Origin of the sequence: Rhodococcus sp. 05-339-2 (assembly GCF_002258965.1) — a bacterium.
Classification (GTDB): Bacteria; Actinomycetota; Actinomycetes; order Mycobacteriales; family Mycobacteriaceae; genus Rhodococcoides.
In genome coordinates this window covers 299,854-326,071 of sequence record NZ_NOYW01000014.1, presented here as the reverse complement: position 1 = coordinate 326,071, position 26,218 = coordinate 299,854, and the positions used below count along the sequence as shown (strand labels likewise).

The 26,218-nt window shown below is 65.2% G+C and carries 24 protein-coding genes; 12 read left to right on the top strand and 12 right to left on the bottom strand.

Annotated elements, in window-relative coordinates; all coding sequences use genetic code 11:
• Positions 1 to 36: 36 nt before the first annotated feature.
• Both CH273_RS12415 and CH273_RS12410 read right to left on the bottom strand, forming a co-directional pair.
• Complete coding sequence (locus CH273_RS12415; RefSeq protein WP_032395789.1) at positions 37 to 543, bottom strand: dihydrofolate reductase; 507 nt, start codon at positions 541 to 543, stop codon at positions 37 to 39.
• Positions 540 to 1,340, bottom strand: coding sequence for a thymidylate synthase (locus CH273_RS12410; protein ID WP_032396253.1), 801 nt, complete (start codon positions 1,338 to 1,340; stop codon positions 540 to 542). The genes CH273_RS12415 and CH273_RS12410 overlap by 4 nt, the downstream gene beginning before the upstream one ends.
• A gap of 29 nt (positions 1,341 to 1,369) precedes the next feature.
• Here CH273_RS12410 and CH273_RS12405 point away from each other — a divergent pair, with 29 nt between their 5' ends.
• Entirely contained in the window at positions 1,370 to 2,236 is an 867-nt protein-coding gene (locus CH273_RS12405; RefSeq protein WP_032395788.1) for a DNA-formamidopyrimidine glycosylase family protein, read from the top strand.
• Here CH273_RS12405 and CH273_RS12400 read toward each other — a convergent pair.
• The gene (locus tag CH273_RS12400; RefSeq protein ID WP_032395787.1) at positions 2,229 to 3,773 is read right to left on the bottom strand and encodes a carboxylesterase/lipase family protein; all 1,545 of its coding nucleotides are present in this window, start codon (positions 3,771 to 3,773) and stop codon (positions 2,229 to 2,231) included. The two genes, CH273_RS12405 and CH273_RS12400, sit on opposite strands and share 8 nt — an antisense overlap.
• A 74-nt stretch (positions 3,774 to 3,847) precedes the next feature.
• On the opposite strand from CH273_RS12400, the gene CH273_RS12395 reads away from it, so the two are divergent.
• From CH273_RS12395 to CH273_RS12375, 5 genes are all read left to right on the top strand, one after another.
• Positions 3,848 to 4,408 carry a molybdenum cofactor biosysynthesis protein gene (locus CH273_RS12395; RefSeq protein WP_032395786.1) on the top strand — a complete coding sequence of 187 codons (561 nt, stop codon included), beginning with the start codon at positions 3,848 to 3,850 and terminating at the stop codon, positions 4,406 to 4,408.
• A gap of 152 nt (positions 4,409 to 4,560) precedes the next feature.
• Complete coding sequence (locus tag CH273_RS12390; RefSeq protein ID WP_032396252.1) at positions 4,561 to 5,952, top strand: GntP family permease; 1,392 nt, start codon at positions 4,561 to 4,563, stop codon at positions 5,950 to 5,952.
• 47 nt (positions 5,953 to 5,999) lie between these two features.
• Entirely contained in the window at positions 6,000 to 7,220 is a 1,221-nt protein-coding gene (locus CH273_RS12385) for a CaiB/BaiF CoA transferase family protein (protein ID WP_032395785.1), read from the top strand.
• The gene (locus CH273_RS12380; RefSeq protein WP_032395784.1) at positions 7,221 to 8,144 is read left to right on the top strand and encodes a beta/alpha barrel domain-containing protein; all 924 of its coding nucleotides are present in this window, start codon (positions 7,221 to 7,223) and stop codon (positions 8,142 to 8,144) included.
• Positions 8,141 to 9,130, top strand: a complete 990-nt coding sequence (locus CH273_RS12375; RefSeq protein ID WP_032395783.1) for a 2-hydroxyacid dehydrogenase — start codon at positions 8,141 to 8,143, stop codon at positions 9,128 to 9,130. Before CH273_RS12380 ends, CH273_RS12375 begins: the two co-directional genes overlap by 4 nt.
• Here CH273_RS12375 and CH273_RS12370 read toward each other — a convergent pair.
• Entirely contained in the window at positions 9,118 to 9,894 is a 777-nt protein-coding gene (locus tag CH273_RS12370) for an IclR family transcriptional regulator (RefSeq protein ID WP_032395782.1), read from the bottom strand. The two genes, CH273_RS12375 and CH273_RS12370, sit on opposite strands and share 13 nt — an antisense overlap.
• Before the next feature lie 16 nt (positions 9,895 to 9,910).
• Positions 9,911 to 10,498 carry a TMEM175 family protein gene (locus tag CH273_RS12365; protein WP_032395781.1) on the bottom strand — a complete coding sequence of 196 codons (588 nt, stop codon included), beginning with the start codon at positions 10,496 to 10,498 and terminating at the stop codon, positions 9,911 to 9,913.
• A gap of 38 nt (positions 10,499 to 10,536) precedes the next feature.
• Here CH273_RS12365 and CH273_RS12360 point away from each other — a divergent pair, with 38 nt between their 5' ends.
• Complete coding sequence (locus tag CH273_RS12360) at positions 10,537 to 11,943, top strand: APC family permease (RefSeq protein ID WP_032395780.1); 1,407 nt, start codon at positions 10,537 to 10,539, stop codon at positions 11,941 to 11,943.
• Here CH273_RS12360 and CH273_RS12355 read toward each other — a convergent pair.
• Positions 11,937 to 13,379: a dihydrolipoyl dehydrogenase family protein gene (locus CH273_RS12355; protein WP_032395779.1), complete on the bottom strand. Its 1,443-nt coding sequence runs from the start codon at positions 13,377 to 13,379 to the stop codon at positions 11,937 to 11,939. The genes CH273_RS12360 and CH273_RS12355 overlap by 7 nt on opposite strands.
• 29 nt (positions 13,380 to 13,408) lie before the next feature.
• Between CH273_RS12355 and CH273_RS12350 the strand changes: the two genes are divergently transcribed.
• Complete coding sequence (locus tag CH273_RS12350; RefSeq protein WP_032395778.1) at positions 13,409 to 14,167, top strand: SDR family oxidoreductase; 759 nt, start codon at positions 13,409 to 13,411, stop codon at positions 14,165 to 14,167.
• Positions 14,168 to 14,182: 15 nt separating this feature from the next.
• Here CH273_RS12350 and CH273_RS12345 read toward each other — a convergent pair whose 3' ends face one another.
• Genes CH273_RS12345 through CH273_RS12335 form a run of 3 tightly spaced genes read right to left on the bottom strand, consistent with a single transcriptional unit; the run spans position 14,183 to position 16,453 of the window.
• Positions 14,183 to 14,428: a DUF2630 family protein gene (locus tag CH273_RS12345; RefSeq protein WP_032395777.1), complete on the bottom strand. Its 246-nt coding sequence runs from the start codon at positions 14,426 to 14,428 to the stop codon at positions 14,183 to 14,185.
• Positions 14,429 to 14,444: 16 nt separating this feature from the next.
• A complete protein-coding gene (locus tag CH273_RS12340; protein ID WP_032395776.1) occupies positions 14,445 to 15,692 on the bottom strand; it encodes a hypothetical protein in 1,248 nt (415 codons plus the stop codon).
• Positions 15,689 to 16,453, bottom strand: coding sequence for a crotonase/enoyl-CoA hydratase family protein (locus CH273_RS12335; protein WP_032395775.1), 765 nt, complete (start codon positions 16,451 to 16,453; stop codon positions 15,689 to 15,691). Before CH273_RS12335 ends, CH273_RS12340 begins: the two co-directional genes overlap by 4 nt.
• Before the next feature lie 61 nt (positions 16,454 to 16,514).
• Between CH273_RS12335 and CH273_RS12330 the strand changes: the two genes are divergently transcribed.
• Together CH273_RS12330 and CH273_RS12325 are read left to right on the top strand one after the other, a co-directional pair.
• The gene (locus CH273_RS12330; protein ID WP_032396251.1) at positions 16,515 to 17,117 is read left to right on the top strand and encodes a TetR/AcrR family transcriptional regulator; all 603 of its coding nucleotides are present in this window, start codon (positions 16,515 to 16,517) and stop codon (positions 17,115 to 17,117) included.
• Positions 17,104 to 18,720 (top strand): acyl-CoA dehydrogenase family protein, encoded by a 1,617-nt coding sequence (locus CH273_RS12325; protein WP_032395774.1) that lies wholly within the window; start codon positions 17,104 to 17,106, stop codon positions 18,718 to 18,720. Before CH273_RS12330 ends, CH273_RS12325 begins: the two co-directional genes overlap by 14 nt.
• 10 nt (positions 18,721 to 18,730) lie before the next feature.
• Here the strand turns inward: CH273_RS12325 and CH273_RS12320 are convergent, their stop codons facing one another.
• Together CH273_RS12320 and pgi are read right to left on the bottom strand one after the other, a co-directional pair.
• A complete protein-coding gene (locus tag CH273_RS12320; RefSeq protein WP_052049618.1) occupies positions 18,731 to 19,741 on the bottom strand; it encodes a type IV toxin-antitoxin system AbiEi family antitoxin domain-containing protein in 1,011 nt (336 codons plus the stop codon).
• Between the two features lie 124 nt (positions 19,742 to 19,865).
• Complete coding sequence (gene pgi, locus CH273_RS12315) at positions 19,866 to 21,515, bottom strand: glucose-6-phosphate isomerase (RefSeq protein ID WP_032396249.1); 1,650 nt, start codon at positions 21,513 to 21,515, stop codon at positions 19,866 to 19,868.
• Between the two features lie 82 nt (positions 21,516 to 21,597).
• Between pgi and CH273_RS12310 the strand changes: the two genes are divergently transcribed.
• Positions 21,598 to 23,049 carry an NAD-dependent succinate-semialdehyde dehydrogenase gene (locus CH273_RS12310; protein WP_032396248.1) on the top strand — a complete coding sequence of 484 codons (1,452 nt, stop codon included), beginning with the start codon at positions 21,598 to 21,600 and terminating at the stop codon, positions 23,047 to 23,049.
• 46 nt (positions 23,050 to 23,095) lie between these two features.
• On the opposite strand, the gene CH273_RS12305 is transcribed toward CH273_RS12310, so the two are convergent.
• On the bottom strand, positions 23,096 to 23,386 hold the full coding sequence (locus CH273_RS12305; protein ID WP_032396247.1) for a chorismate mutase: 291 nt from the start codon (positions 23,384 to 23,386) through the stop codon (positions 23,096 to 23,098).
• Between the two features lie 296 nt (positions 23,387 to 23,682).
• Here CH273_RS12305 and CH273_RS12300 point away from each other — a divergent pair, with 296 nt between their 5' ends.
• Positions 23,683 to 26,160, top strand: coding sequence for a UvrD-helicase domain-containing protein (locus tag CH273_RS12300; protein WP_032395773.1), 2,478 nt, complete (start codon positions 23,683 to 23,685; stop codon positions 26,158 to 26,160).
• Positions 26,161 to 26,218 lie beyond the last annotated feature (58 nt).

Genomic DNA, 26,218 nt, shown 5'->3' with positions numbered 1-26,218 from the left:
CCACTCGCAGTCGCGACGGGGGAATCCTGAACGCGCTCAGGAAGGTTGGGTAGGCTTTCCGTACTCGACCCAGCGGAATCGGGTGCCGTCGACCCGGCTGCTCTGCCAGTCGCCCGCCCTGGCGACCCAGCCGTCGGGAATCTCCGGAGCACTCGTATCGCCCACGACGTCGAGATCGACCTCGGTCACCTCCAGGTGGGTCGCGATATCCATTGCACTGCGATAGATTTCGCCGCCCCCGATGACCCACACCGGGTCGGAATCGGCGAGCGCGATCGCGTCGGCGACGCTGTGTGCCACCTCCGCGCCCTCGGCCGACCACGATGCGTTGCGCGTGACGACGATGTTCCGACGCCCGGGCAGCGGCCGGAACTTCGCGGGAAGTGAATCCCAGGTCTTGCGGCCCATGACGACGGCATGACCGCCCGTCACGGCGCGAAAGTGTGCCAGGTCCTCGGGAATGTGCCAGGGGATACCGCCCCCGTCCCCGATGGTTCCCGTGGTGCTCTGCGCCCAGATCGAGCCGACGAACGAAGCACTCACACCGCTACCGGGGCCTTGATCGCCGGGTGGTGCCGGTAGCCCACGATCTCGATGTCCTCGTAGGTGTAGTCGAAGATCGAATCCCGTTGCGCCAGTCTCAGAGTGGGGTAGGGGTACGCCTCGCGCGAGAGCTGCTCGGTGACCTGATCGCGGTGGTTGTCGTAGATGTGGCAATCGCCGCCGGTCCAGACGAACTCGCCGACCTCGAGACCGGTCTGCGCCGCCACCATGTGCGTGAGCAGCGCATAGCTCGCGATGTTGAACGGCACTCCGAGGAACATGTCCGCACTGCGCTGATACAGCTGGCACGAGAGCTTGCCGTCGGCCACGTAGAACTGGAAGAACGCGTGGCACGGCGGCAGCGCCATTCGCGGGATCTCGCCGACGTTCCAGGCCGAGACGATCATCCGCCGCGAATCCGGGTCGGTCTTCAAGGTCTCGATGACCTGGCTGATCTGGTCGATGTGCTCGCCCGACGGGGTAGGCCACGATCGCCACTGCACTCCGTAGACGGGGCCGAGCTCGCCGTCGGGGGCAGCCCACTCGTCCCAGATGCTCACGCCGTGTTCCTGCAGCCACGTGGCGTTCGAATCCCCACGCAGGAACCACAGCAATTCGTAGACGATGGATTTGAGATGGACCTTCTTGGTGGTGATCAGCGGGAAGCCCGCGGCCAGGTCGAAGCGCATCTGATGCCCGAACACGCTGGTGGTGCCGGTTCCGGTTCGGTCGGATTTCGCCGTCCCGGTATCGAGGATGTGGCGCAGCAGATCTTCGTACGGAGTCGGAACCATCACGACGGTCATCGTAGCTGCATACTGGGTACATGCCGGAATTACCCGAGGTGGAAGCCCTTGCCGGCTTTCTGCGCGAGCATGCCGTCGGTGCGGTGATCGGTCGCATCGACATCGCTGCACTGAGCGTTCTCAAGACGTTCGATCCGCCGATCACCGAGCTGCAGGGCAAGGACGTCACCGATGCCGCCCGCTTCGGGAAGCATTTGGCACTTCGCGCCGGTGACCTCTGGCTGATCACCCATCTCTCTCGCGGGGGATGGGTGCGGTGGGTGGACAATCCCAGCGTCGCACCGCCTAAGCCGGGCAAAGGACCCTTGGCGCTGCGGATCCATTTCTTCACCCCCGAGGGAGCGACGCCCGCCATCGACCTCACCGAGGCGGGTACCAAGAAGCGGCTGGCGGTGTGGGTGGTGCGCGACCCGCTACAGGTTGCGAGCATCGCCCGGCTCGGTCCGGACGCGCTGACGGTCACCGAGCTCGAATTCGCCGAGATCCTCGCAGGCACCACCGCGCGACTGAAGACCTCGTTGGTGGATCAGTCGCTGTTGGCAGGCATCGGCAATGCCTACTCGGACGAGATACTGCACGTGGCGAAGCTCTCGCCCTTCGCGTCGTCGAGCAAGCTCGATCCCGAATCCGTCGCGACGCTCTACGCGGCGATGCGATCGGTTCTGTCCGACGCGGTGACCCGCTCGGCCGGGCAGGATGCGGCGCGTCTGAAGGGGGAGAAGCGATCGGGGATGCGCGTACACGCCAGAACCGGGCTTCCGTGCCCGGTGTGCGGCGACCCGGTACGTGAAGTCGCCTACGTCGATCGTTCTTTTCAGTACTGCGCGACGTGCCAGACGGCCGGCAAGATTCTCGCCGACCGTCGCATGTCGCGACTGCTCAAGTGACGGGTTCGAGCTTCTGGCTGTCGTAGCCCCGGTAGCCTTCCCATGCCTTGCGCCGGTCGCTCCGTGGGTCCTTCTGTACCCGGGTGCGGGTGTCGAAGATCAGTGTCCGACGCGAGTCCTCGTCGTACGCCGGCCACGTGTCCAATGGTTTTCCGTTGGTGGCGAACGCAATCCAGTTCGACTGCACCTGCTCGGTGACCTCGGCGAAGGCCTTTCGTCCACCCGTGAGTGTGAGCGCCTTGCCGAAGAGGGTCTCGTTGATGCCGAACACGGCGAACAACTCGAATCCGTGGGTGGCGTCGAGGCCGAGCACCTTCATCGATCGCGGAGCGAAATCGAAGCGGTAGAAGTACGTGGGTGCGTGACGCGAATGTCCCTCGGCCACTTCGAGAGACGGCTTCCAGAAGGTGAAGTCGCCGCCGAAGTCGATGGCCGACCGCTCACTGGGGTAGTTGCGATAGCCTGCGGTGACCACGGCCTCGGCGTCGGGATCGGTGAGCGAGAACAGCTTGCCGATGCGTTCGGGGTTGGTGGGCAGTGCGTCGAGGAACTTCGGAAACAGTGTTCCCTCACGGGCATTGGTGCCGATGATCAACGGGACGCGGTGCGCGGTGCCCTTCGCGTAGGCCTCCACCGGGCTGACCGGCAGGAAGTCGCCGTCGATCACGGGTCCGAACGGAAGCAGTCCGGGAGTGCGGTGCAGGGTGGTCAGGCCAAGCTTGGTGCCGGCCCGCCCGAGCCGTAGTACCTCGGCGTTCTCCAGGGTCTCGGCCGCGTTCTCCGCGGTGCCGCCCAGGTAGCCCACGTACTCGCGTGCCCATTGATCGGCACGCTCCTTGGTGGCCGTCATGCCGGGAGCAGAGCTCTCGGAAATGGCCTGTGCGAAAAGGCCTTTCGCGGCGGGAACCGTCATGAGCGTGGTGACCGCATTGCCGCCCGCGGATTCGCCGAAGATGGTGACGTTGTTCGGATCGCCGCCGAAGTTCGCGATGTTGCGCTGCACCCATTCCAGCGCCGCGACCTGATCCCGCAGGCCCAGGTTGGAGTCGAACGGCCGCTCGGGAGTGGAGAACTGGGACATGTCCAGGTAACCCAGTGCGCCGAGTCGGTAGTTGACCGAGACGTAGATGATGCCGTCGCCGTCCTTCAGCGAGCGGCGCACCAGCGAGCCGCCGCCGTACAGCGGGGTCGCCGAGGTGCCGAGCGTGTAGGCACCACCGTGGATGAACACCATGACCGGGCGCGGGTTCTTGCTCGGTGCGCTCGGGGCCAACACGTTGAGCGTAAGGCAGTCCTCGCTCGACGGCTGGTACTTGCCGACGGCGAGCATCGTGCCGCGCTTGTGCTGAATGGAGGCGTTGCCCCATTCGGTGGCGTCGCGCACGCCCGACCACGGTTGGGTCGGTTGCGGCGCTCGGAAACGAAGCGGTCCGACGGGCGGGGCGGCGTACGGGATGCCGCGCCAGGTGGTCAGGTCGCCCACCGGCTTGCCCTCGATGATGCCGTCGGAGGTGGTCACGCGTGTCGTCACAGCCATGTCGCGAGTGTACTGATCCGTTCTTACCCGCGGGTAAGAACGGATGGAGATCGGTACCGGGCAGACTCGAGGGCATGCTTTTCGAGTATCGCGCCGAGATCGTGCAGTTACTGCGCTCGCCCACGCACGCCTACTTCGGTAGATCCAAGGACGGCCCGGCCGAGTCGGCGACGGACCTGCCGACCAGCGTCGAGATCGTGGCGCACAAAGGCATTCGTGGAGATCGGTTCTTCGGCGTGAAGGCACACACCGAGGCGGCGGTGAGCTTTCTGGCCGTCGAGGCATGGGAGGCCGTCGGCGATGTACTTGGGGTCGATGTGCCCGATCCGTCCGTGGCCAGGCGAAACGTCGTCGTACGCGGGCTGGAGCTCGACCCGTTGCGAGGGTTGGAATTCGAGCTCGATTCCGGTGACGGCTGGATTCGGTTCCGTGGTGGCCGGCCGGCCCATCCGTGCGCGTGGATGGACCGGATGGTGGTGGACGGTGCACGTAAAGCGCTGATCGGTCGCGGCGGACTGCGTGTCGAGCCGCTGTCCGACGGCATCCTGCGGGTCGGGGAACTACTGGTCCGCTCGCCCGTCGAACTCGATCCCTCTCGGGCCGAGCTCTCGATAAGGCGCGCTCAGCCGATCTGACCTGGCTCTCGGCGGACCTTCGTGGTTCCGTGCTGCCCAGGCTCTTGCTCACGAAGTAAATCTGTGCCCATAATGTGGGTATTGGTGTGATGGATCACATCGAGCCGCATGCGATGGCAGCGGTCACTCTCATTCAGCGGGAAGAATTGCCGATGTCCGATATGTGGATTGTGATCAACACCGTCGTCGCCGTCCTGGCGGTGGTGGTCTTCATCGTTCGTTTTCACTTCAACCCGGTGATCTCGCTGGTGCTCGGGGCCGCGTACCTGGGACTGGCGACGAAGCTCGGAGTCGGCACCACCGTCGACACCATCACCGGCGGCTTCGGCGAGATCATGGCCGAGGTGGGCCTGCTCATCGCCTTCGGTGTGCTGATGGGTTCGGTACTGCAGGAGATGAACGCCATCCAGCGACTCGTCGGCACGTTGCTGCGAACCTTCGGACCCAAGCGGCTGCCGTACGCACTCTCGCTGACCATCGCGACCCTGCTGCAGTCCATCTTCCTCGACGTGCTGCTCGTGATCTCCGCTCCGCTCGCCCGCAACCTCGCTCCGAAGATCGGCAAGTACGGCACAGCGCGAATGGCCACGGCGCTGGCGATCGCGCTCGAATGCGGCATCGTGTTCATGGTCCCCGGTGTCGCGACGCTCGCACTGGCCGGACTGCTCGGCGTGCCGCTGGGCAAGATGATGATCTACGGACTCATCCTGATCGTTCCGGTCGTCGTGCTGTCGGTGGCCGTCATGTCGTTCGTCTTTCGGCACGGATGGTGGAACGAGGAGAAGGACGAGCAGCAGATCGTCGTGGTCCCAGAGCCTGTGGTCCCGGAGCCTGCCGATTCCGGCGACGAGCCTCTCGAAACCGGAGGTGGCGTAGCCCAGAAGGTGCGCACCGAGAAGCAGACGTCGCTGCTGGTGTTGCTCTCGCCGCTGCTGCTCGCGCTCGTCCTCATTGCCATCGGAGCCGTACTCGAAGTCGCCGAGATCTCGATTCCCGTCGTCGAGTTCATTGCCAGCCCGGTCATCGCGCTGCTCATCGGCTTGGTGGGAACGTGCCTCATCGGTCGCTACCACGTCGGACAGGCTCGGGTGGAGAAGGCTCTCGCCCGTGGCTTCGCGGAGAGCGGTCAGATACTGATCCTCACCGGCGTCGGTGGATCGCTCGCGGCCGTCATCAACGAGGCGGGTCTCGGCGACATCCTCGGCCAATACTTCACGGCGAGCACCGCAGCGCCGCTCCTGATGGTGTGGGTCATCGCGGCCGCATTGCACATCGCCGTGGGATCGGTGACGATCTCCGCCATCACCTCGGCCGGCATTCTCGCCCCGGTCGCTCCGCTGATCGGTCTCGACCCGGTGTTCATCGCACTCGCCGCCGGTGCCGGATCGTTGTTCGCCGTCCACGTCACCAGCAACACCTTCTGGCTCCTGCAGTCCTTGATGGGCCAGTCGACCCGAGGCACACTCAAGACGTGCTCGGTGGGCGTCTCGGTGGCATCGGTCATCGCCATCGCGTTGATCGTGCCGATGAGCTGGATCCTGTGAGCCCAGATTCCATGAATCCTGATTCCGGGAGTATCGAAAGGAACACGATGGCACTGCCGCTCAGCGGAGTTCGAGTTCTCGAACTCGGCAACTACATAGCCGCCCCTACTGCGGCGCGCATGCTCGCCGATTTCGGTGCCGAGGTCATCAAGGTCGAACGGCCGGGAACCGGCGACGAACTACGCAACTGGCGGCTCTACTCCGGCACCACGTCGATGCTCTATCGCACGATCAACCGCAACAAGAAATCGATCGTGCTGGACCTGCGTACCGAACAGGGCCGCAAGGACGTCGTCGACCTCGCAGCGAAATGCGACATCGTGCTCGAGAACTTCCGGCCCGGCACGCTGGAGAAATGGGGTATCTCGCCGGAAGTGCTCAGCGCAGCCAACCCCGAATTGATCATCACGCGCATCTCGGCCTTCGGCCAGACGGGCCCCATGTCGCAGCGACCCGGATTCGCCGCTGTCGCAGAGGCGTACGGCGGCTTTCGCAATCTCGTGGGTGACCCGGATCGGCCACCCGTCCGGGTCGGGGTCTCGATCGGGGACTCCATCGCCGGGCTGTACGCGGCGTTCGGATGCGTCATGGCCCTGTTCCAACGGCAGACCCAGCGTGCGGCGCAGGCCTCGGACGGGCAGTCTCCGCTGTCGCTGGCACAGCGTTCCATCGATGTGGCGCTGAACGAATCGATTCTGTCGATGATGGAATCGCTGATTCCGGACTACCTCGCCTACGGTGTCGAACGCGAGCGAACGGGCGGCCGAATGGAAGGCATCGCACCCTCGAACGCGTACCCGTGCAACGACGGTCACTCGATCATCATCGCCGGCAACGGCGATGCGATCTTCCAGCGCTACATGGAGACCATCGATCGTCCCGATCTGGGAGCCGACCCGGACCTGGCGTCCAACGCCGGTCGGTGGCGTCGACGCGACGAGTTGGACGCCGCGATCTCGGCGTGGACCGGGTTGCACTCGCGCGAGCAGGCGTTGAAGATTCTCGACGCCGCCGGGGTGCCGTCGGGTCCGATCTACACCGCGGCGGACATCGTCGCCGACGAACAGTATGCCGCCCGCAACATGATTCAGCACTTCTCGGTCGACACCGGAGGTGACGAGCCCACCGACGTCGGATTCGTCGGCGTCGTCCCGGTGATCGGTGACGCGTCGCTGCCGATTCGTTCGGTCGGACCGGATCTGGGCGAACACACCAGGGAAGTACTGTCGACTCTGCTCGGCCGCACCGACGAAGAGATGAGCCTCTAGATGTACCGATTCGCTCCCGCCGCAGAGCTTCGCGACGTCACGATGCGCGACGGTCTGCAGCTCACCGGCAAGATGCTCGCCACCGAACGAAAGCTCGAGATCATCAGAGCGCTCATCGAACTCGGCGTGCCTTCGCTCGAGATCGGCTCGATGGCTCGGGGTGACAAGGTGCCGCCGATGGCCAACACGCTCGAGGTGATCGGTGAGCTCACCGCCGCCGAACTCGCTCGATGCTGGGTGTGGGTCGCCACTCCACGTCACATCGAGAAGGCCGCTGCCGCCGGAGCCCGCAACTTCCAGTACTGCTTCTCCGCCTCGGACTCGCACAATCAGGCCAACATCGGCCGTACCACCGAGGTGTCCCTGGCTGCGATGCCCGACGCCGTCGACATCACTCGATCGGTCGGCGGTGAGATAGAGCTCTGCATCGCGACCTCCTTCACCTGCCCCTTCGAGGGACAGGTGCCACCGGACCGGGTCATCGAGATCGCCAACGACGAACGAGCAACCGGTGCAACGGATATCGTCATCTGTGACACCCTCGGGCAGGCGGTACCGGTACAGGTACAGTCGCTGATCTCGCGGGTCCGCGAGGAAACCCCCGACCGCAGAGTGGTGTTCCACGGACACGACACCTGGGGCCTGGGCGTCGCGAACACCCTCGCGGCGATCTCGGCCGGTGCCACGATGGTCGACGGTTCACTGGGCGGACTGGGCGGATGCCCCTTCGCTCCTGGTGCCAGCGGCAACACCTCGTCGGAGGACATTCTCTTCGCGACACGGCCGGACTGGTTCGAGCCGGTGACGCTGGCGTCCATGGCGTCCCTCTCGGAAGGGCTGCTCGCCGAGCTGGACGAGCCCATGCGATCGAAGGCCGTTCAGGGTGTCCGGTCCGAGGCGCGCGCCTTCGAGTGGGTCGCATGAGCCGCATCCTCGTCACCACCGAGATCCCGGCACCGGGGATGGACATTCTGCGGGCGGCGGGGGACGTGGACCTGAGGGCGGTCGATCACGAGCAACTCGTCGTCGCCTGCTCCTCCGGTGAGTACTCGGTCGTCGTGTCCCAGTTACGTGACCGGTTCGATGCGGAGTTGCTGGAGACGGCGTCGATCGTCGGGATCTCCAACTACGCCGTCGGATTCGACAACATCGACATCGCCGCCGCGACGCAGCGCGGGATCACCGTCGCCAACACCCCAGGGGTTCTGACGAACTCGACCGCCGACATCGCGATGCTGTTGATACTGTCCACTGCTCGCCGCGCCGTGGAGGCCGATGCATTCGTCCGTTCCGGCTCGTTCACCGGGTGGGAGCCGGAACTGCTTCTCGGCAGCGATGTCTCGGATCGAGTACTGGGACTGGCAGGCTTCGGCCGCATTGCGCGCGCCACCGCTCGCCGGGCATTGGGGTTCGGCATGACGGTGAAGTTCTGTCCGCGCCCGCCCGGTGATCGAGAGGTCTCCGACGACGAGCTCGGCGAGTTCGCGGGTCGCGTCGAGCATGCTTCGTGGGACGAGATCGTCACGACCAGCGATTTTCTGTCCCTGCACGTTCCGCTGTCGGACTCCACCCACCATCTGGTGGACGCCGCAGTACTCGGGGCGATGAAGCCGTCGGCGATCGTGATCAACACCGCGCGAGGACCGGTGATCGACGAGGCCGCTCTGGTGACCGCGCTCCGCGAGGGGACCGTTGCCGCAGCAGGATTGGACGTCTACGAGCGCGAGCCGGCCCTCGAACCCGGCCTGGCCGATCTGCCCAACACGGTATTGCTCCCACATGTGGGGAGCGCGACGGTGTCGGTGCGTTCGGAGATGGCCCGGCTGTGCGCCACCAACGCAGCTGCGATGGTCGGCGGTTCGATGCCTGCGCATCCGGTGAATCCCGACGCCTGGTCTCACGCAGGGTAGCGGCCGCCGAGGGTCCTCGTGATCTGCTCGGCGTGGGAGATCAGCAGATCCACCCAGTCCTCGCACTGCGACTGCGGCATGCGCAGTGTCGGTCCGCTGATGGTGACGGCACCGACGATGTCCGCGGCCGAATCGAACACCGGTGCGGACAGTCCCGACGCGCCGGTCTCGCGCTCGCCGGTGGTGATCGCATAACCGTCGGCTCTGGTCTGCGCCAACAGGGTTCGCATCGTCTCGGCTTCGGTCACCGTCTGCTCGGTCATCGATTCGAGTTCACGGGACAGGACACGCTCGGCCAGGTCGTCGTCCCAGGCCAGCAGGACGCGGCTGGCCGATCCTGCGCTGAGCGGGATCACCTTGCCGACGTACATGTCCCGGCGCAAGGCGTGGCGGGTCTCGGCGATGGCGACGCACACGCGGTAGTTCTGTTCCGGCCGAAAGAAACACGCGGTCTCGGTCGTCAGATCGCGCATGTCCTTGAGCACGGGGTTGACGACCGACAGCACGTCGAGGTCCTTGGTCGCCGTCGCTGCCCAGTAGGCCATCCGCACTCCGATACGGATCCGATCGCCGCCCCGGTCCAGAAATCCTTGCTGCACAAGGTTGGTGACGAGACGCTGCACCGTCGAGGTGGGCAGGCCGGTGGTCTGTTGGATCTCTCCGAGCGTCATCGAGGGGCGGTCGAACGAGAAGGCGTCGAGAATCTCGGTGATCTTGCCCAGCACGAGAAGCGGTTGCTGCTTCGACGCGCTCTCGGTACTCACCCGACCAATCTACTCGTCAGACACGGCCGAGGAGGCGGTTGATCGGCGCTGTCAGGAACAGGAGGAGTAGCGACCACAGGCCCAGCGGTGTGAACGCCAGTCCCAGAGCGGCCAGGATGAGAACCGAGGTGATCGCGCCGTTGCGTACGCCGCCGTGACGCGGTGCGTCGTCGGCGACGATGTTCGGATGCCGGGAGACGATCACGTCGGCCGCGAACATCGAGACGACCGACACCGCGATGGTCGCGACGTACAACGGTGCCGCACTGGCGTCGTACCCGCTCTTCTCGGCGATCAACTTGGTGGGGAACGGCAGGAACACGATCGAGAGCAACCAGACGAAGTTCACCCACATCAAACCTTTGGTGTAGCCGACCAGGGCACGGAACACGCGATGATGGCTCAGCCACTGCGAGAAGATGACCAGAAAGCTGAGCACGAATGCGAACAGCTCGACACCGTGGTCACGCAGAATATCGACGAATTGTGCGCTTTCGTCCGGTTCGGCCAGTTCCACCAACGGCAGAATGAGCAGTGTCGCGGCAATCGCGACCACGGCGTCGCTGAAGTTGACGAGTCTGTCGAATCCACGTTGGTATTCCATGTCAGCATTGTGCACTTCGGACGAGTAGCGTCCGAACGATGTCCGATCGACGTACTCTCACCACCGGCCGAGTGGTATTTCTCGTGGTTGCTGCGGCGGCCCCGATGGCGGCCATGATCGGCAACGTGCCGCTGGCCCTCATACGCGGCAACGGTGCCGGTCTGCCTGCGGCCTACGCGATCAGTGCCGTTGTGCTGCTGTGCTTCTCGGTGGGTTTCGCGGCGATCAGTCAGCAGGTGTACAGCACCGGAGCCTTCTATACCTACATCGGTCTCGCACTGGGGAAGCCGCCGGGAGTTGCTGCCGCGTATGTCGCAGTTGTCGCGTATACCTCGCTCGCATGTGGACTTTCGGGTGCGTTCGGCTATTTCACTCACCTGGTGTTCGTCGACTCCGGTATCGACATTCCGTGGTACGTCTTCACGGCGGTCGCTGTCGTGATTGTCGCTTTCCTGGGTTTCAGGAATGCCGATCTTTCCGCAAAAGTGTTGGGAACGCTGATGGTTCTCGAATTCGCTTTTCTGACGGTGTTCAACGTCCTGGTGGTGGGTGAGAAGGGAACCGCGGCGATACCACTGGAATCGTTCACTCCCACGCAGGTGTTCTCCGGATCGCTGGGGATAGCGATGATGTTCGCCTTCTCGAGTTTCATCGGTTTCGAGTCGGCCGCCCTCTACGGAGAGGAAACCAAGGACCCCAGACGCAGCATCCCACGCGCGACGTTCATCGCGGTGTCGCTCATCGCGGTCTTCTATGTGCTGACGAGTTGGATCATCGTCGGGGCCGCGGGCGGAGTCGATGCGCCGGTGCTGGCGCAGAGCGAACTGGGCAATCTTCTGTTCACGCTGGCGCAGCAGTACGGAGGAACGGTGCTGTACGACGGTACGGCAGTATTGTTGTGCACCAGCGTGCTCGCGTCGTATCTCGCCGTACACAACGCAGCGAGCCGATATCTGTTCGCCCTCGGGCGTGAGCACGTACTTCCGGCGCGGTTGGGCCGAATTCACCCGCATCACTCGAGCCCGCACATCGGCAGCATCACCGCCTCACTGGTGGCTGCCGTGGCGCTGGCGGTGTTCGCGGTGACCGGTGCCGACCCGTACCTCATCTACGCCGCCGGGGCCATCGGACTCGGAACTCTGGGGGTGATCGCCCTGCAGGCCGCCGCAGCGCTGTCGGTGGTGGTGTTCTTCATCGGCCACCCCGACCGTTCCGTGTGGCGCACCGCTGTCGCCCCCGGCATCGGCTTCGTCGGTTTCATGACCGGATTGATCCTCGCCGGAACGCATTACAGCGTCCTCACCGGTTCCGATTCTGCGGTCGTCAACGCGATACCCGTGGTGTTGATACTCGCCGCGATCCTCGGTGTCCTGGTGGCGCTGCGCATCAGGAAAGCGGACCCGAAGACCTACGAGGGAATCGCCGCGGCCTACATGCGTCAGTGATCGGCTGTTCTGCGAGCTTCGAGGAGTCTGAGCCAGATTTCGCTGACCGTCGGATACGACGGCACCGCATGCCACAGGTCGTCGATCGAAACCTTGCCGACCACAGCCACAGTGGCCGCGTGGACCAGCTCGGCGACTCCCGGACCGACGAATGTTGCGCCCACTATCGTGTCGGCGGCGCGGTCGATGACCAGCTGCGCCCGTCCCGAGTAATCGTCCTGCTGCAGAGACGAACCCGCGACGGCGATGTCCTGCGCGACGATCTCGACGTCGATGCCCGCCTCCCTGGCCTTGGCCTCGGTCAGCCCGACGGAGGCCACCTCGAGTGGAGTGAACACCACCTGGGGAATTCGACCGTGATCTGCGGTCGCACGGAATCTCTTGCTGTCCAGGGGCTTTCCCTCGGCCCTGGCGGCGATGACGTCGCCGGCCACCCGGCCCTGGTACTTCCCCATGTGCGTCAGCGGGGCTCGTCCGTTGACGTCGCCCACCGCGTAGAGCCACTCGTGGCCGGGAACGTTCAGGTGATCGTCGACATCGATGTAGCGCCCCTCCTCGAGTCCGAGGCTCGACAACCCGAGGTCCGCACTCGCCGGAGTACGTCCCGCGGCAACGAGAATCTCGTCGACCGTGATCTCGCTGCCGTCGACGACGAGACCGACCGGGCCACCGTGAATCCGACCGATGCCGGTGTCGGCGGGGTTCTCTCGTGACACGGACTCGAGGGTGGCGTCGAGCATGATGGTGGCACCTCGCGCCGTCAGCGCGTTCGCGACGAGTTCGCCTGCGAACGGTTCGGAAGCGGCGAGCAGCGACGAGCCGCGCACGATCATCGTGACCTTCGCCCCGAGCGAGAGCAACCAGGTGGCCGCTTCGGTCGCGACGACGCCACCGCCGATGACGGCGACGTGGCCGGGGGTCTCGTGAATGTTGGTGGCATCGCGGGAGATCCACGGCCGGGCATCGCGCAGGCCCGGTGTGTTCGGTACCGAGGCAGTGGTTCCGGTGGCGAGGACGACGGCATGCCGGGCGGTGAGCGTGCGCCCGTCGACCTCGACGGTTCTGTCCCCGGTCAGGCGTCCGTGACCGCGCACGACGGAGATCCCTGCTTTCTCCGCCCACGTCATCTGCGACGAATCGTCGAGGCCGTGGGTGAAGGATTCGCGTCGGGCCAGGACGGCGTCGGCATCGAGGGGCTGGTCGCCGACCAGTTCCTTGACCCCCGGCATGTTTCGTGCGGTGTCGAGAACCTCGCTGGGGCGCAGCAGTGCCTTGCTCGGCATGCACGCCCAGTACGAGCATTCGCCGCCGAGCAGTTCGTGCTCGACGATCACGACGGTGCGGTCGCTGCCCTGTATCGCATACTGAGCGGCGTTCTCGCCGACCGGGCCACCGCCGATGACGATGACATCGAATTCCGAGCTTTCTGAGGCCATTGCTCCACAGTGACATAGGCTCGCCGCTTATGGCGACCACTCGGAACAAGATTCTGATCACCGGAGCGAGCTCGGGGCTCGGCGAGGAAATGGCGCGACGGTTCGCAGGCATGGGCCGGGATCTGGCGCTCTGCGCCCGGCGGGTCGAGCGGCTGGACGACCTTCGTGCGGAGCTGATGCACCACAACCCGAACATCACCGTGGTGGTCCGAGCACTCGACGTCACCGATCACGACGCGGTGGGTGAGGTGTTCGGAAAACTGAGAGACGAATTGGGCGGCCTCGATCGAGTGATCGTCAACGCAGGTCTCGGCAAGGGCGCGAAGATCGGAACCGGCCGCGCCGACGCCAACCTGCAGACCGCGCACACGAACTTCATCGGAGCGCTGTCGCAGGCCGAGGCCGCACTGTCGATCTTCCGTGAGCAGAAACGCGGGCACCTGGTGTTCGTCTCGTCCATCAGCGCCGACCGGGGACTACCGGGGGCCAAGGCGACCTACTCGGCCAGCAAAGCGGCAGTGGCGTCGTTGGGTGAATCGTTGGCCACGGAACTGTCGCGAACCGACATCACCGTCACCACCCTGCTACCCGGGTTCATCGCCACCGACATGTCCGCCAATGCGGGCGACAGTGCCGCTCTCACAGCCACTCTGGACGAGGGGGTGTCGGCGATGGTCGACGCCATCGAGAGCGAGACCCGCCGCGCCGCACTACCCGGACTCAAGTGGCGGGGCATCGACGCGGCGCTGAGGTTCCTGCCGAATGTGCTGACGGATCGATTGGTGTAGCTCCAGGGCCGGGGGTTACTGCAGGTACCCCTCGACCTGGTCGATGCTGTTGGCGGTTGCGGTGTCGGGGTTCTGGCCTGCGTCGATGCGCGCCCGGCGCTGGCGGAGCAGGTCCCAGCACTGGTCGAGGGCGTGCTCGAGGGATGCCAGTTGAGCCTTCTCGGTGTCCGGGTCGATATCGCCCGACTGGGTCTCGGTGCGAAGTTTGTGCTCGGTGGCGATGAGCTGCTGGATCTTGGTGTGGATATCGTGCTCGTTCATGGCGACAACGCTAGACCTACCAGGGTTCGGCGGCCAGGTTCCGTGTCGCCAGGGCTCGATGTACGGCCGCGGTGAGCTCGGCGGTCGATCCCGCCAGGGCGTTGTCGGTGCACACGAGCGAGAGTGTGTAGTTGCCGTCCAGTCGGGAGAGGTAGGTCGACATCCTGATCGTCGACAGCGCGCCCGACGGGTTCGGATGGATCGCGCGGGTCGCGAGTCCGCACGATCGGTGCGAGCCGAGTGCGGTGATGCCGTCGGGAATGTCGCCGATGTTGGAGCACAACACTTCTCCGCGGCCCGGGGTCGACGTCAGCTTCGCGGCGAGACGGTGGGGGAGCAGCTGGACGATCTCGGGTGGATAGCCTGCCGGGGCCCCGACAGGTTTGCCGAACGCCGCCTTGCACGCTGCTCGGATGGCCGCGGGCGAGTCGTCTCCACGGACGGCGACGGTGGCCATGCCGATGGCGTTGGCATCACCGGACCCGGTGCGAAAAGGAATGTCGACGGTCACCGCGGGTGACCCGAGTTCGCTCATCGTGGCGGCGACGATGGAGACGAACAGCGAATTGGCCGATCCACCGACGCGTCGCGCAGTCGAATCCCATTCCGCAGCATCGATATCCACGATGACCGACTGCATCCCGTGCGCGTGGTGTGGCGCGATACCGCCGGCGTCGGCGGTGGTGAACGCCCGCAGTTCGGCGCGGGCCTTCCTGCTGACCCACAATCTGGCCGTCGCCGCGATGGATCGCAGGGCAACGGTGACGATTATCGAGATCGCGTCCTTCACATCCGAGCCCGGATGCAGCGCAGGCGCGGGTGCCGATCCGGAGAAGGCGCGAGCGGCAGAGTCGATCAGTTCCCTGGCATCGGCCAGCGCGTGCGAACACACCAGGGACAGCACGGTGCCGCCGTGTGCAACGGGCGCGGCCGTCAACCGCCAGCCGGGCCCGTACTGCGGGTCGAGTCGAACGTCTGCCTGCGTATCGGCCCATCCGATGATGTCGTCGACCGGGTCGGTGGCGTAGACGAGCGGAAGCGTCGCGGACGAGATGTCCCATCGAAGCCGTGCTCCGGGTATGCGGGGCTTGCCGACTCGACGGCCGAGCTGCCCGACGGCCAGCTCGTCGTGGATCCTGTCGAGTTCTGCTCGGCTCACCGTCTCGGTGGTGCGCCAGATGCCTTGGAGTGCAATGGGAATTCCGTAGCCGCGGTGGGTCCGGAGAAAGATCTCGTCGATCACCGACAGGCGGGTCGATTTCACGGGCTCGCGGTGCCGTGTCGTCCCGCCCCCGAAGCGAACCTGCTCGCGCCGCTGAGCGCGTCGGCGTTGATCGAGATGGCACCGTGTCGGAATTCGTTCCTCAAGGCGGTCTCCTCGTCGAGACCGTCCTGTTCGAGCAGGGACAGTCGATCCTCTCGCATGCACGTCTGCGGCAGCAGGGCGAGTTGAGCAGCCAACGCCTCCGCTTCCGACCGGGCTCGACCCACCGGAACCCTTCTGGTGATCAGACCGATGTTCAACGCTTCCTCGGAGTCGACAGCGCGACCGGTGAGGATCATGTCCATCGCTCGGCCCGTGCCCACGATGCGCGGCAATCGCACTGTGCCGCCGTCGATCAACGGAACTCCCCAGCGTCGGCAGAAGACGCCGAACGTGGCGTCGTCCTCGGCGATGCGGAGGTCGCACCACAGCGCGAGTTCCAGTCCGCCCGCGACGGCGTATCCCGACACGGCGGCGATGACGGGCTTGGACAACCGCATTCGCGTCGGGCCCATCGGGCCGTCCCCGTGTTCGGTCGCGTGATTCGAGCGTGGAGTGCCCAGTGCTTTCAGGTCGGCTCCCGAGCAGAACGTGCCGCCCTCGCCCCACAGCACTGCCACCGAGGCTGATTCGTCGGCGTCGAACTCCTCGAACGCCTGGATCAACTCCTGGGCGGTGGGGCCGTCGACGGCATTGCGCGCCTCGGGGCGCGACAGGACGATGGTGGTGACGGGGCCTGAGCGCTCGATCCGTACCGACATGTCAGTGAACGTTACTCGAGTTCTCTTGCGTGAAGCAATGAATCAGTGCTTCAATCCTTGCGTGCCGTATCGACGAACCCCAGCAGTGCAGGCCAGGCTCGACGCCGGTCGCGACAAGCTGTTCGCCGCCGCCATCGAGATCCTCTCGACGCGGGGATATGCAGGCCTGTCGGTGGCCTCGGTCGCCGCGGCAGCAGGAGTGTCCTCGGGCAGCGTCTACACCCATTTCGAGGGGAAAGCAGATCTGGTGGTCGCGATCTTTCGCGAGGTCTGCAGTCGGGAGGTCGCCGCGGTGGTCACCGCGTGCGAGCACGGCAGCGCCGTCGAGCGAGTGACCGCAGTGGTGCAGACCTTCGCCGGACGCGCCCTGAAGAACCGGACTATGGCGTACGCCCTGCTGGCCGAACCGGTCGACCCTGCCGTGGACGCCGAGCGTCTGGTGTTCCGGCAGAAGTTCACCGACGCCTTCGCCGACGCGATCGTGGCGGGCATCGACGCCGGAGAGATCCCCGAGCAGGACGCGGCCATCTCGGCAGCAGCGCTGGTCGGTGCCGTCGGCGAAGTGATGGTCGGCCCGTTGTCCTCGCACGAGTCGGTGGATCCAGTACCCAGTCTCGTCGCATTGTCATTGCGCGCGTTAGGAGTTCGAGATGGACACGCATGAGGTATTCAACCAGGCCATCGACCTGACGCCCTACGACACCTCCGCGGACCCGTCGTTGCTCGACGGCGTGACGAGGGCAGGCGCAGGCTGGGCACTCGACGAGGTCGGCCGGCTCGGGGCGCTAGCCGGTGGTGTGCAAGCCCAGGAGTGGGGCAGGCTCGCCAACGAGAACCCGCCGGTGCTGAGAACCCACGATCGCTACGGGCACCGAATCGACGAGGTCGAATTCCACCCGCACTGGCACGATCTGATGACCGTTGCCGTCGAGCACGGACTGCACGCCACCCCATGGACCGACGACCGCGTCGGTGCACACGTCGCCCGTGCCGCCAAGTTCTACGTCTGGGGCCAGGCCGAGGCCGGGCACATGTGCCCCATTTCGATGACCTACGCCGTCGTTCCGGCGTTGCGGCACAACCCCTCTCTGGCTGCACAGTACGAACCTCTGCTGGCGTCGCGGGAATACGACTTCGGGCTGCGCGAACCGTCTGACAAACGCGGATTGATCGCCGGCATGTCGATGACGGAGAAGCAGGGCGGATCCGACGTTCGCGCGAACACCACCACGGCCACCCCGTCGTCGGACGGAACGTACTCGATCGTCGGTCACAAGTGGTTCACCTCCGCGCCGATGTCGGACATGTTCCTCACCCTCGCGCAGGCACCCGGCGGACTCTCGTGCTTCATGCTGCCGCGCGTGCTGCCCGACGGCACCCGCAACCGAATGATGCTGCAGCGCTTGAAGGACAAGCTGGGCAACAAGTCGAACGCATCCGGGGAGCTCGAATACCACGGGGCCACCGGCTGGCTCGTCGGCGAAGAGGGGCGCGGCGTCCGCACCATCATCGAGATGGTCAACATGACCAGGTTGGACTGCGTCATCGGGTCGGCGGCCGGAATTCGCAACGCCACCGTGCGCGCAGTTCATCACGCGCGTCATCGGTCTGCGTTCGGGGCTGCACTGGTCGATCAGCCGCTGATGCGAAACGTGCTGGCGGACTTGACCATCGAATCCGAGGCCGCCACCGCCGCCATGATCCGCCTGGCTCAGGCCACCGACGGCTCGGCCCGCGGCGACGAGCAGGAGAGCGCATTGCGCCGAATCGCGTTGGCCGTCACCAAGTACTGGGTGTGCAAACGAGCTCCCGCCCACGCCGCCGAGGCCCTCGAATGTCTCGGTGGCAACGGCTACGTCGAGGAATCGGGAATGCCTCGGCTGTTCCGCGAATCGCCGCTGATGTCGATCTGGGAAGGATCGGGCAACGTCGCCGCACTCGATTCCCTGCGGGCACTGGCCCGCCAACCCGACAGCGTCGAGGCGTTCTTCGGTGAGATCGGCCAGGCGGCGGGCGTGGATTCTCGCCTGGACGACGCCATCGCCCGCGTCGGCAAGGAACTCTCCGACACCTCCGGCATGGAATACCGGGCCCGCCGAGTCGTCGAACTGATGGCACTGACCTTTCAGGGCGCGCAACTGGTGATGCACGGGGATTCCGCTGTCGCCGACGCCTTCTGCGCCAGTCGACTCGACCGAGACTGGGGCATCGCCTTCGGCACCCTCCCGACGGGAGTCGATACGGCGGCGGTGTTGGCTCGGGTGTGATGCTGGAGATTCACGCCCCTCGTGGGAATTCGCACCGCCTGTAGGGTGCGCATATTCCAACGAGCGCCGTAGCCGCGGGGAGGGGGAGTTCGGCGTACCGTCCACTCGGCGGGCCGAGGAGCAACGCACGCCGATAGGCAGCATGGAGCCTGTCGATGATGACATGCGGAGTCGACAAGTCCCGCCAGTCGAATCTGAAGACGGTCCTGCCCTGCTCGGCGAGCCGGTTGTGGCGATTCTTCTCTGCGATGATTGCTTGCCGTGGCTGCGGACCGTACTTGTTTTCCCCGTCGAACTCGGCGATCACCTCGGCCAGGTCGGGAAACAGGAAGTCGGTACGGGCGATGCGTCGACCGCCGTCGTCGAAGATCGTCTGATTGGACAGCGGAGTCGACACTGTCTGCAGGATCAGTCGCGATCGACTCTCGCCGACACTGTCGCTGCGTGCACTCATCGCGCCGACAGCACGTCGAGCGCGTCCAGCACCGCTTCGGTGTTGCGCCGCATCGCACGATTTCTCGAGTTCGTCGATCGTGGTGAGGCCGTGCCGCAATGCCCGATCACCGAGACACACCGCAACGTCGAGTGGATGAGTCCTGGCGACGTCGACGACTGTGCGCGCTGGGCGGGTGACCCGCATACCGTCGAGATGAAGCCACTCGTCGTCGAGTAGATCGGTGCCGTGAAGGAACCGGCGTCGACTTCGCTTGCCCGAGTGGCCGCGACGCGTGGTCATCGTCACCGTGTCCAGCGGTAGGTTCCACACGTCGAGTCCGAGAACCACCGCCGCGGATGCATGACTGAGTACGACGTCGTCGCCGCAATCGACATAGGTCGCCTGAGCCAGGAGCGCATGTTGCTGCGCAGAGTCCAGTGTCGCGAGAACATCCTCTCGAACGAACCAGCCTCTGCGGATTGCAACGATGGACTTGTGTGCGCGTGCCCGTCGAAGGTCGTCATCGGTGAAGCCCGACGCGAGTGCATCGGCACGGGTGAAGAGCCCACGTTGGTCGAAGTCCATGCTCGATTGGACGCACGGCTGACCTGTTTGGATCCGCTGAGCGCGATCTACGGCCCGTCCAGGAATCCGCACCGCCTGCAGGGTGCGTGGATTCCTACTGGGGCCGTAGATCCGCCTACGGCCCTCAGGCCGAACGACCCCGCTGTGATCGGTACCAGCGCACCAGTGCATCGGTGGATGAATCCGATTGTGCGGCAGGCGCTTCGGCGTCGGTGAGGACCGGCGTCAGTTCGAGGGCCTGGGTCTTGCCGAGTTCGACGCCCCACTGGTCGTAGGAGTCGACTCCCCAGACGACGCCTTCGACGAAGACCTGGTGTTCGTACAGGGCGATCAACTGGCCGACCACCGACGGCGTGAGCTTGGGGGCGAGGATCGAGGTGGACGGGCGGTTGCCGGGCATCACCTTGTGCGGCACCACATCTGCCGGGGTGTCCTCGGCGGCGATCTCCTCGGCGGTCTTGCCGAAGGCGAGCACCTTGGTTTGGGCGAAGAAGTTGCTCATCAGCAGATCGTGCATCGATCCGGTGCCGTCGCGGGTGGGCAGATCGTCGGTGGGTTCGGCGAATCCGATGAAGTCCGCGGGCACCAAACGTGTTCCCTGATGCAGCAATTGGTAGAAGGCATGCTGGCCGTTGGTACCGGGCTCGCCCCAGAAGATCTCGCCGGTCGGCGTGGTGACGGGGGAGCCGTCGGCCTTGACGGACTTGCCGTTGGACTCCATGGTCAGCTGCTGCAGGTATGCCGCGAAACGGGAGAGATCATTCGAATACGGCAGCACTGCACGGGTTTCCGCGCCGAAGAAGGAGCTGTACCACAGGCCGACGAGGCCGAGCAGCACCGGCGCGTTCTCGGCCAGCGGCGTGGTGCGGAAGTGTTCGTCGATGCGGTGGAAGCCGTCGAGGAACTCGCCGAACGCCTCCTTGCCCACAACGGCCATGACCGACAACCCGATTGCCGAATCGACGGAGTAGCGTCCGCCGACCCAATCCCAGAAACCGAACATGTTGGCGGTGTCGATGCCGAAGTCCGCAACCCGCTCGGCGTTGGTTGACACGGCGACGAAATGCTTGGCGACGGCATCTTCACCGAGAGCGTCGACGAGCCAGCGCCGGGCCGCGGTGGCGTTGGTCAGCGTCTCGAGGGTGGAGAACGTCTTGGACGCGATGATGAACAGCGTCGACGCGGGGTCGAGTCCGTCGAGCGCACCGACGAGATCCGCGGGGTCGACGTTGGAGACGAACTTCGCGGAAATGCCCGCGTCGGCGTAGTGCCGGAGCGCGTTGTAGACCATGACCGGTCCGAGGTCGGATCCGCCGATGCCGATGTTGACGACGGTGGAGATCTTCTCGCCGGTGGCACCGACCCATTCGCCCGAACGTACTCGATCGGTGAATTCGCCCATGGCGGTGAGGACTTCGTGTACATCGGCGACGACATCCTGACCGTCGACGGTCAACGACGCGTCGGCCGGCAGACGCAGCGCAGTGTGCAGCACGGCACGGTCCTCGGAAGTATTGATGTGCTCGCCCGCGAACATGGCGTCGCGTTTGCCTTCGACACCGGCGGTGCGGGCCAGTTCGACGAGCAACTCGACGGTCTCGCGAGTGATGCGGTGCTTGCTGTAGTCGATGTGCAGATCCGCGGCCTCGAGGGTGAACGTACGGCCTCGGTCGGCGTCATCGGCGAACAGTTGCCGAAGATGAGTTTCGGCGATCGCGGAATGGTGTTCGGTCAGCTTCTGCCAGGCATCCGTGCCGGTGATATCGACGCTCATACGAACCAACAGTAATCCCGTGCCCAGTCGCGCGCGCGTCGTTCTCGTTTGCGCCGGGCGCTGCGGAGGCATCATGGACGGTATGGACCAACGTGCATTGATCGAATCGATTCCGGCAAAACTGTGGATCGGCGGCAAGGCCGTCGACGCCGAAGGAGGTAAGACGTTCCCGGTGAACGATCCGGCCACCGGGCGGCCCCTGACGGAGGTGGCCGACGCCTCGCCCGCCGACGCGATGAAAGCGCTCGACGCAGCTGCGGCGGCGCAGAAGAGCTGGGCGGCAACACCTGCCCGCGAGCGCAGTGAAATTCTGCGAGCGGCGTTCGAGAAGGTCACCGAACGTGCCGACGACATCGCGCTGCTGATGACCCTGGAGATGGGTAAGGCCCTCGCCGAATCCAGGGCCGAGGTGAAGTACGGTGCCGAGTTCTTCCGCTGGTTCGCCGAGGAAGCAGTCCGCATCGGCGGTCGCTACACCCCGGCCCCGGCGGGTAATGGGCGCATCCTCGTCACCAAGGCTCCGGTGGGGCCGGTTCTGGCGATCACTCCGTGGAACTTCCCGTTGGCGATGGGCACCAGAAAGATCGGGCCCGCTCTGGCCGCCGGCTGCACCATCGTCGTCAAGCCCGCTCGTGAGACCCCGCTGACGATGCTGCTGCTCGCTCAGATCTTCGACGAGGTCGGCCTGCCCGAAGGTGTGCTCTCGGTGCTGACGACGTCGAAGTCCGGCGACGTCACCGGACCCCTCATCGAGGATCCGCGGATGCGCAAACTCACCTTCACCGGTTCGACGGGCGTCGGCAAGTCTCTCGTCCAGAAGTCCGCGACTCGGCTGCTGCGCACCTCGATGGAGCTCGGTGGCAACGCACCGTTCGTGGTGTTCGACGACGCGAACATCGACGACGCGGTGGACGGCGCAATGCTCGCCAAGATGCGCAACGGCGGCGAGGCCTGCACCGCGGCGAACCGTCTGCACGTGCACAACAGCGTGCGCGAGGAGTTCACCACCAAGCTCGTGGCGAAGATGGCCGAGATGAAGCTCGGCCCCGGCGTCGACCCCGATACGAAACTCGGACCGCTCATCAATGCCGACCAACTCGAAACCGTGCAGGAACTCGTCGACGACGCGGTGGCCAAGGGTGCGACGGTGGAACTCGGGGGCACCGCGCCGGGCGGCGACGGCTACTTCTACCCGGCGACCGTTCTCACCGACGTGCCTGCCGAGGCGAGAATCCTGAAGGAAGAGGTGTTCGGGCCGGTGGCTCCGATCGTCGGCTTCGACACCGAGCAGGAAGGCATCGACGCTGCGAACAACACCGAGTACGGCCTGGCGTCGTACATCTACACCGAGAATCTCGATCGTGCGCTACGGGTGGCCGACGCCATCGACAGTGGCATGGTGGGCGTCAACCGCGGAGTGATCTCGGACGCGGCTGCGCCGTTCGGTGGGGTGAAGGAATCGGGATTCGGCCGTGAAGGCGGATCGGAGGGAATCGAGGAGTACCTCGAGACCAAGTACATCGCTCTGAAGTGAACGAACGCAGGTCGGGTGCGCACGCGGCGCGCCCGACCTGGGGGAATCAGTGGCCGAGACGACCGCGGCCGAGGCGGAGCAGGAGCATGGCCAGCGTGTGGCCTTCCTGGCCCAGGCTGCTGAAACGCTCGAGAACCTTCATCTCACGGCTGTGCACCAGGCGCGGTCCGCCGGAGGCCATGCGGGTGCGTCCGATGATCTGCGAGACCTCGGAGCGACGTCGAACCGCGGCGAGAATCTCGGCATCGAGGCGGTCGATTTCCTGGCGCAGGTCGTTGATCTCGGCTTCGCTGGTGGGCAATGCGGTCTCTGAGTCGATCTTCGTCGTCATGGCCATCGTCTCTCCTCGGGTCACATCTTGGATCGTTGCGTCGTCCGTCACCGTTACGCCTTTCGTATTCGGAACTGCATCGCCGATCGTTCGGTTCCCGTCCGGAACCGGGGGCGTTGCGTCTATCGACAGGCTCCTGCACGCGTGGCCGAACAGCGGCCGACCCGATGCAAGCGATGACGTACGGTTTTTTCGATCACCGATCCAGTGTGCCACGGGTCAACCCTCCTGAAAAGTCGTCGGTTCGGGCGACGACCACGGGATGTGGGTTTGTCGGTACGCGCCGGTAACCTGACCAGACGATGAACACATTCCTCCAGGGCCTCCAATCCCGACAGAACACCTCGTCCGACACACTGCTGGAAGGGCTCAATCCTCAGCAGCGTGAGGCCGTTGTGCACACCGGATCTCCGCTGCTCATCGTGGCCGGAGCCGGGTCGGGCAAGACGGCGGTACTGACGCGTCGCATCGCGTATCTGCTCGCCGAGCGAGGAGTGTCACCCGGCCAGGTTCTGGCCATCACGTTCACCAACAAGGCCGCTGCCGAGATGCGTGAGCGAGTCGCCGGACTCGTGGGGCCGCGAGCGAACGCCATGTGGGTATCGACGTTCCACTCGAGTTGTGTGCGGATTCTGCGCGCGCAGGCTGCGTTGCTGCCCGGTCTGAACTCGAACTTCTCCATCTACGACGCGGACGACTCTCGGCGGCTGCTGACGATGATCTCCAAGGATCTGCAGATCGACACCAAGAAGTTCTCGGCGCGGCTGCTCTCGACGGCGATCTCGAATCTGAAGAACGAGTTGATCGGCCCCGACAAGGCGGCGGAGGACGCCGACGGCGATCCCGCCGAGCTGCCGCGGCTGGTGGCCAAGGTCTACGGCATCTACCAGCAGCGGCTGCGGGCGGCCAACGCCATGGACTTCGACGACCTCATCGGCGAAACGGTGGGCATTCTGCAGGCCTTCCCCCAGGTGGCGCAGTACTACCGACGCAGGTTCCGACACGTTCTGGTCGACGAGTACCAGGACACCAACCACGCCCAGTACATGTTGGTTCGTGAACTGGTCGGCACCCCCGACGCCGACGGCGCACTCGAGGGCACCGTTGCACCGGGCGAGCTGTGTGTTGTGGGTGACGCGGATCAGTCCATCTATGCATTCCGTGGTGCCACGATCCGCAACATCGAGGAATTCGAGCGCGACTATCCCGACGCTCGCACCATCCTGCTCGAGCAGAACTACCGGTCGACGCAGAACATCCTCTCGGCCGCCAACGCGGTGATCTCGCGCAACATCGGCCGACGCGAGAAGAAGCTGTGGACCGACACCGGCGAGGGCGAGCTGATCGTCGGCTACGTCGCCGACAACGAGCACGACGAGGCGTCGTTCGTTGCCTCGGAGATCGACCGACTCGTCGACGGCGGAGACGTGCGCTTCGACGAGGTGGCGGTCTTCTACCGAACCAACAACTCCTCGCGTGCGCTCGAAGAGATCTTCATCCGACTCGGTCTGCCGTACAAGGTCGTCGGTGGTGTTCGGTTCTACGAGCGCAAGGAAGTCCGTGACCTCGTCGCGTACCTGCGCGTGCTCTCCAACGAGGACGACACCGTCAGCATGCGGCGCATCCTCAACACGCCGCGCCGGGGGATCGGCGATCGCGCCGAGGCCTGTGTCGCCGTGCACGCCGAGCAGCGCGACATCAGCTTCTCGCGCGCTCTGCACGACGCGGCCGCAGGCAAGGTGGCTCTGCTCAACTCGCGTCAGCAGAAGTTGATCGCGCAGTTCATGGAGTTGCTCGACGAACTCCGTGCAGTGCTCACCGCGACCGACGGGGACGGCAACGACATCGCAGACATCGGCGATGTCGTCGAAGCCGTTCTCGACCGCACCGGCTACCGTGCCGAGCTCGAAGCCAGCAGTGACCCGCAGGACGGTGCGCGCCTCGACAACCTCAACGAACTGGTCAGCGTTGCAAGAGAATTCACTTCCGAGGCCCGCAATCAGGCCGCGGTGGCGGCGGAGGCGCTCGAAACCGGGGACGACGAGAGCGGCGACGAGGACGGTGGCGTCGACGGGTTGGCCGAGCCGGGGTCGCTCGCGGCGTTCCTCGAACGGGTCTCACTGGTGGCCGACACCGATCAGATCCCCGATTCGGGCACCGGCGTCGTGACGCTGATGACGCTGCACACCGCGAAGGGTCTGGAGTTTCCGGTCGTCTTCGTGACCGGTTGGGAGGACGGCCAGTTCCCGCACATGCGGGCGCTCGGCGATCCCAACGAACTGTCCGAGGAACGACGCCTGGCGTACGTGGGCATCACCCGTGCGCGACAGCGGCTCTACCTCACGCGCGCGATCATGCGCTCGGCATGGGGCCAGCCCATCGCCAACCCGGAATCGCGCTTCCTGCAAGAAGTTCCGCAGCACCTGATCGACTGGCGACGAGAGGATCCGGGCACCGGGGGAGGCCGAGCCATCGGCGGCGGCAGATCCGGAGGTTACGGCTCGGGTGGCGGATACGGATCGAACAGTTACGGCTCGGGCGGGTACGGCGGATCGTCGAATCGCGGGCAGAGTTCGACTCCCAGTTTCGGTGCCGCCAAGGGCCGCAACTCCAATCTCGTTCTCGCTGTGGGCGATCGAGTCAGCCACGACAAGTACGGCCTGGGCACGGTGCTGGAATCGACCGGTGCCGGAGTCAAGGCGATGGTGTTGATCGACTTCGGTTCCGCCGGCCGCGTGAAGATGATGCTCATCGGCGGCGTCCCGATGACCAAGCTCTGAGTCTTTTCAGCACACGAAAAAGCCGGGCCCTGCGAAAGCGGGGTCCGGCTTGTTGTGC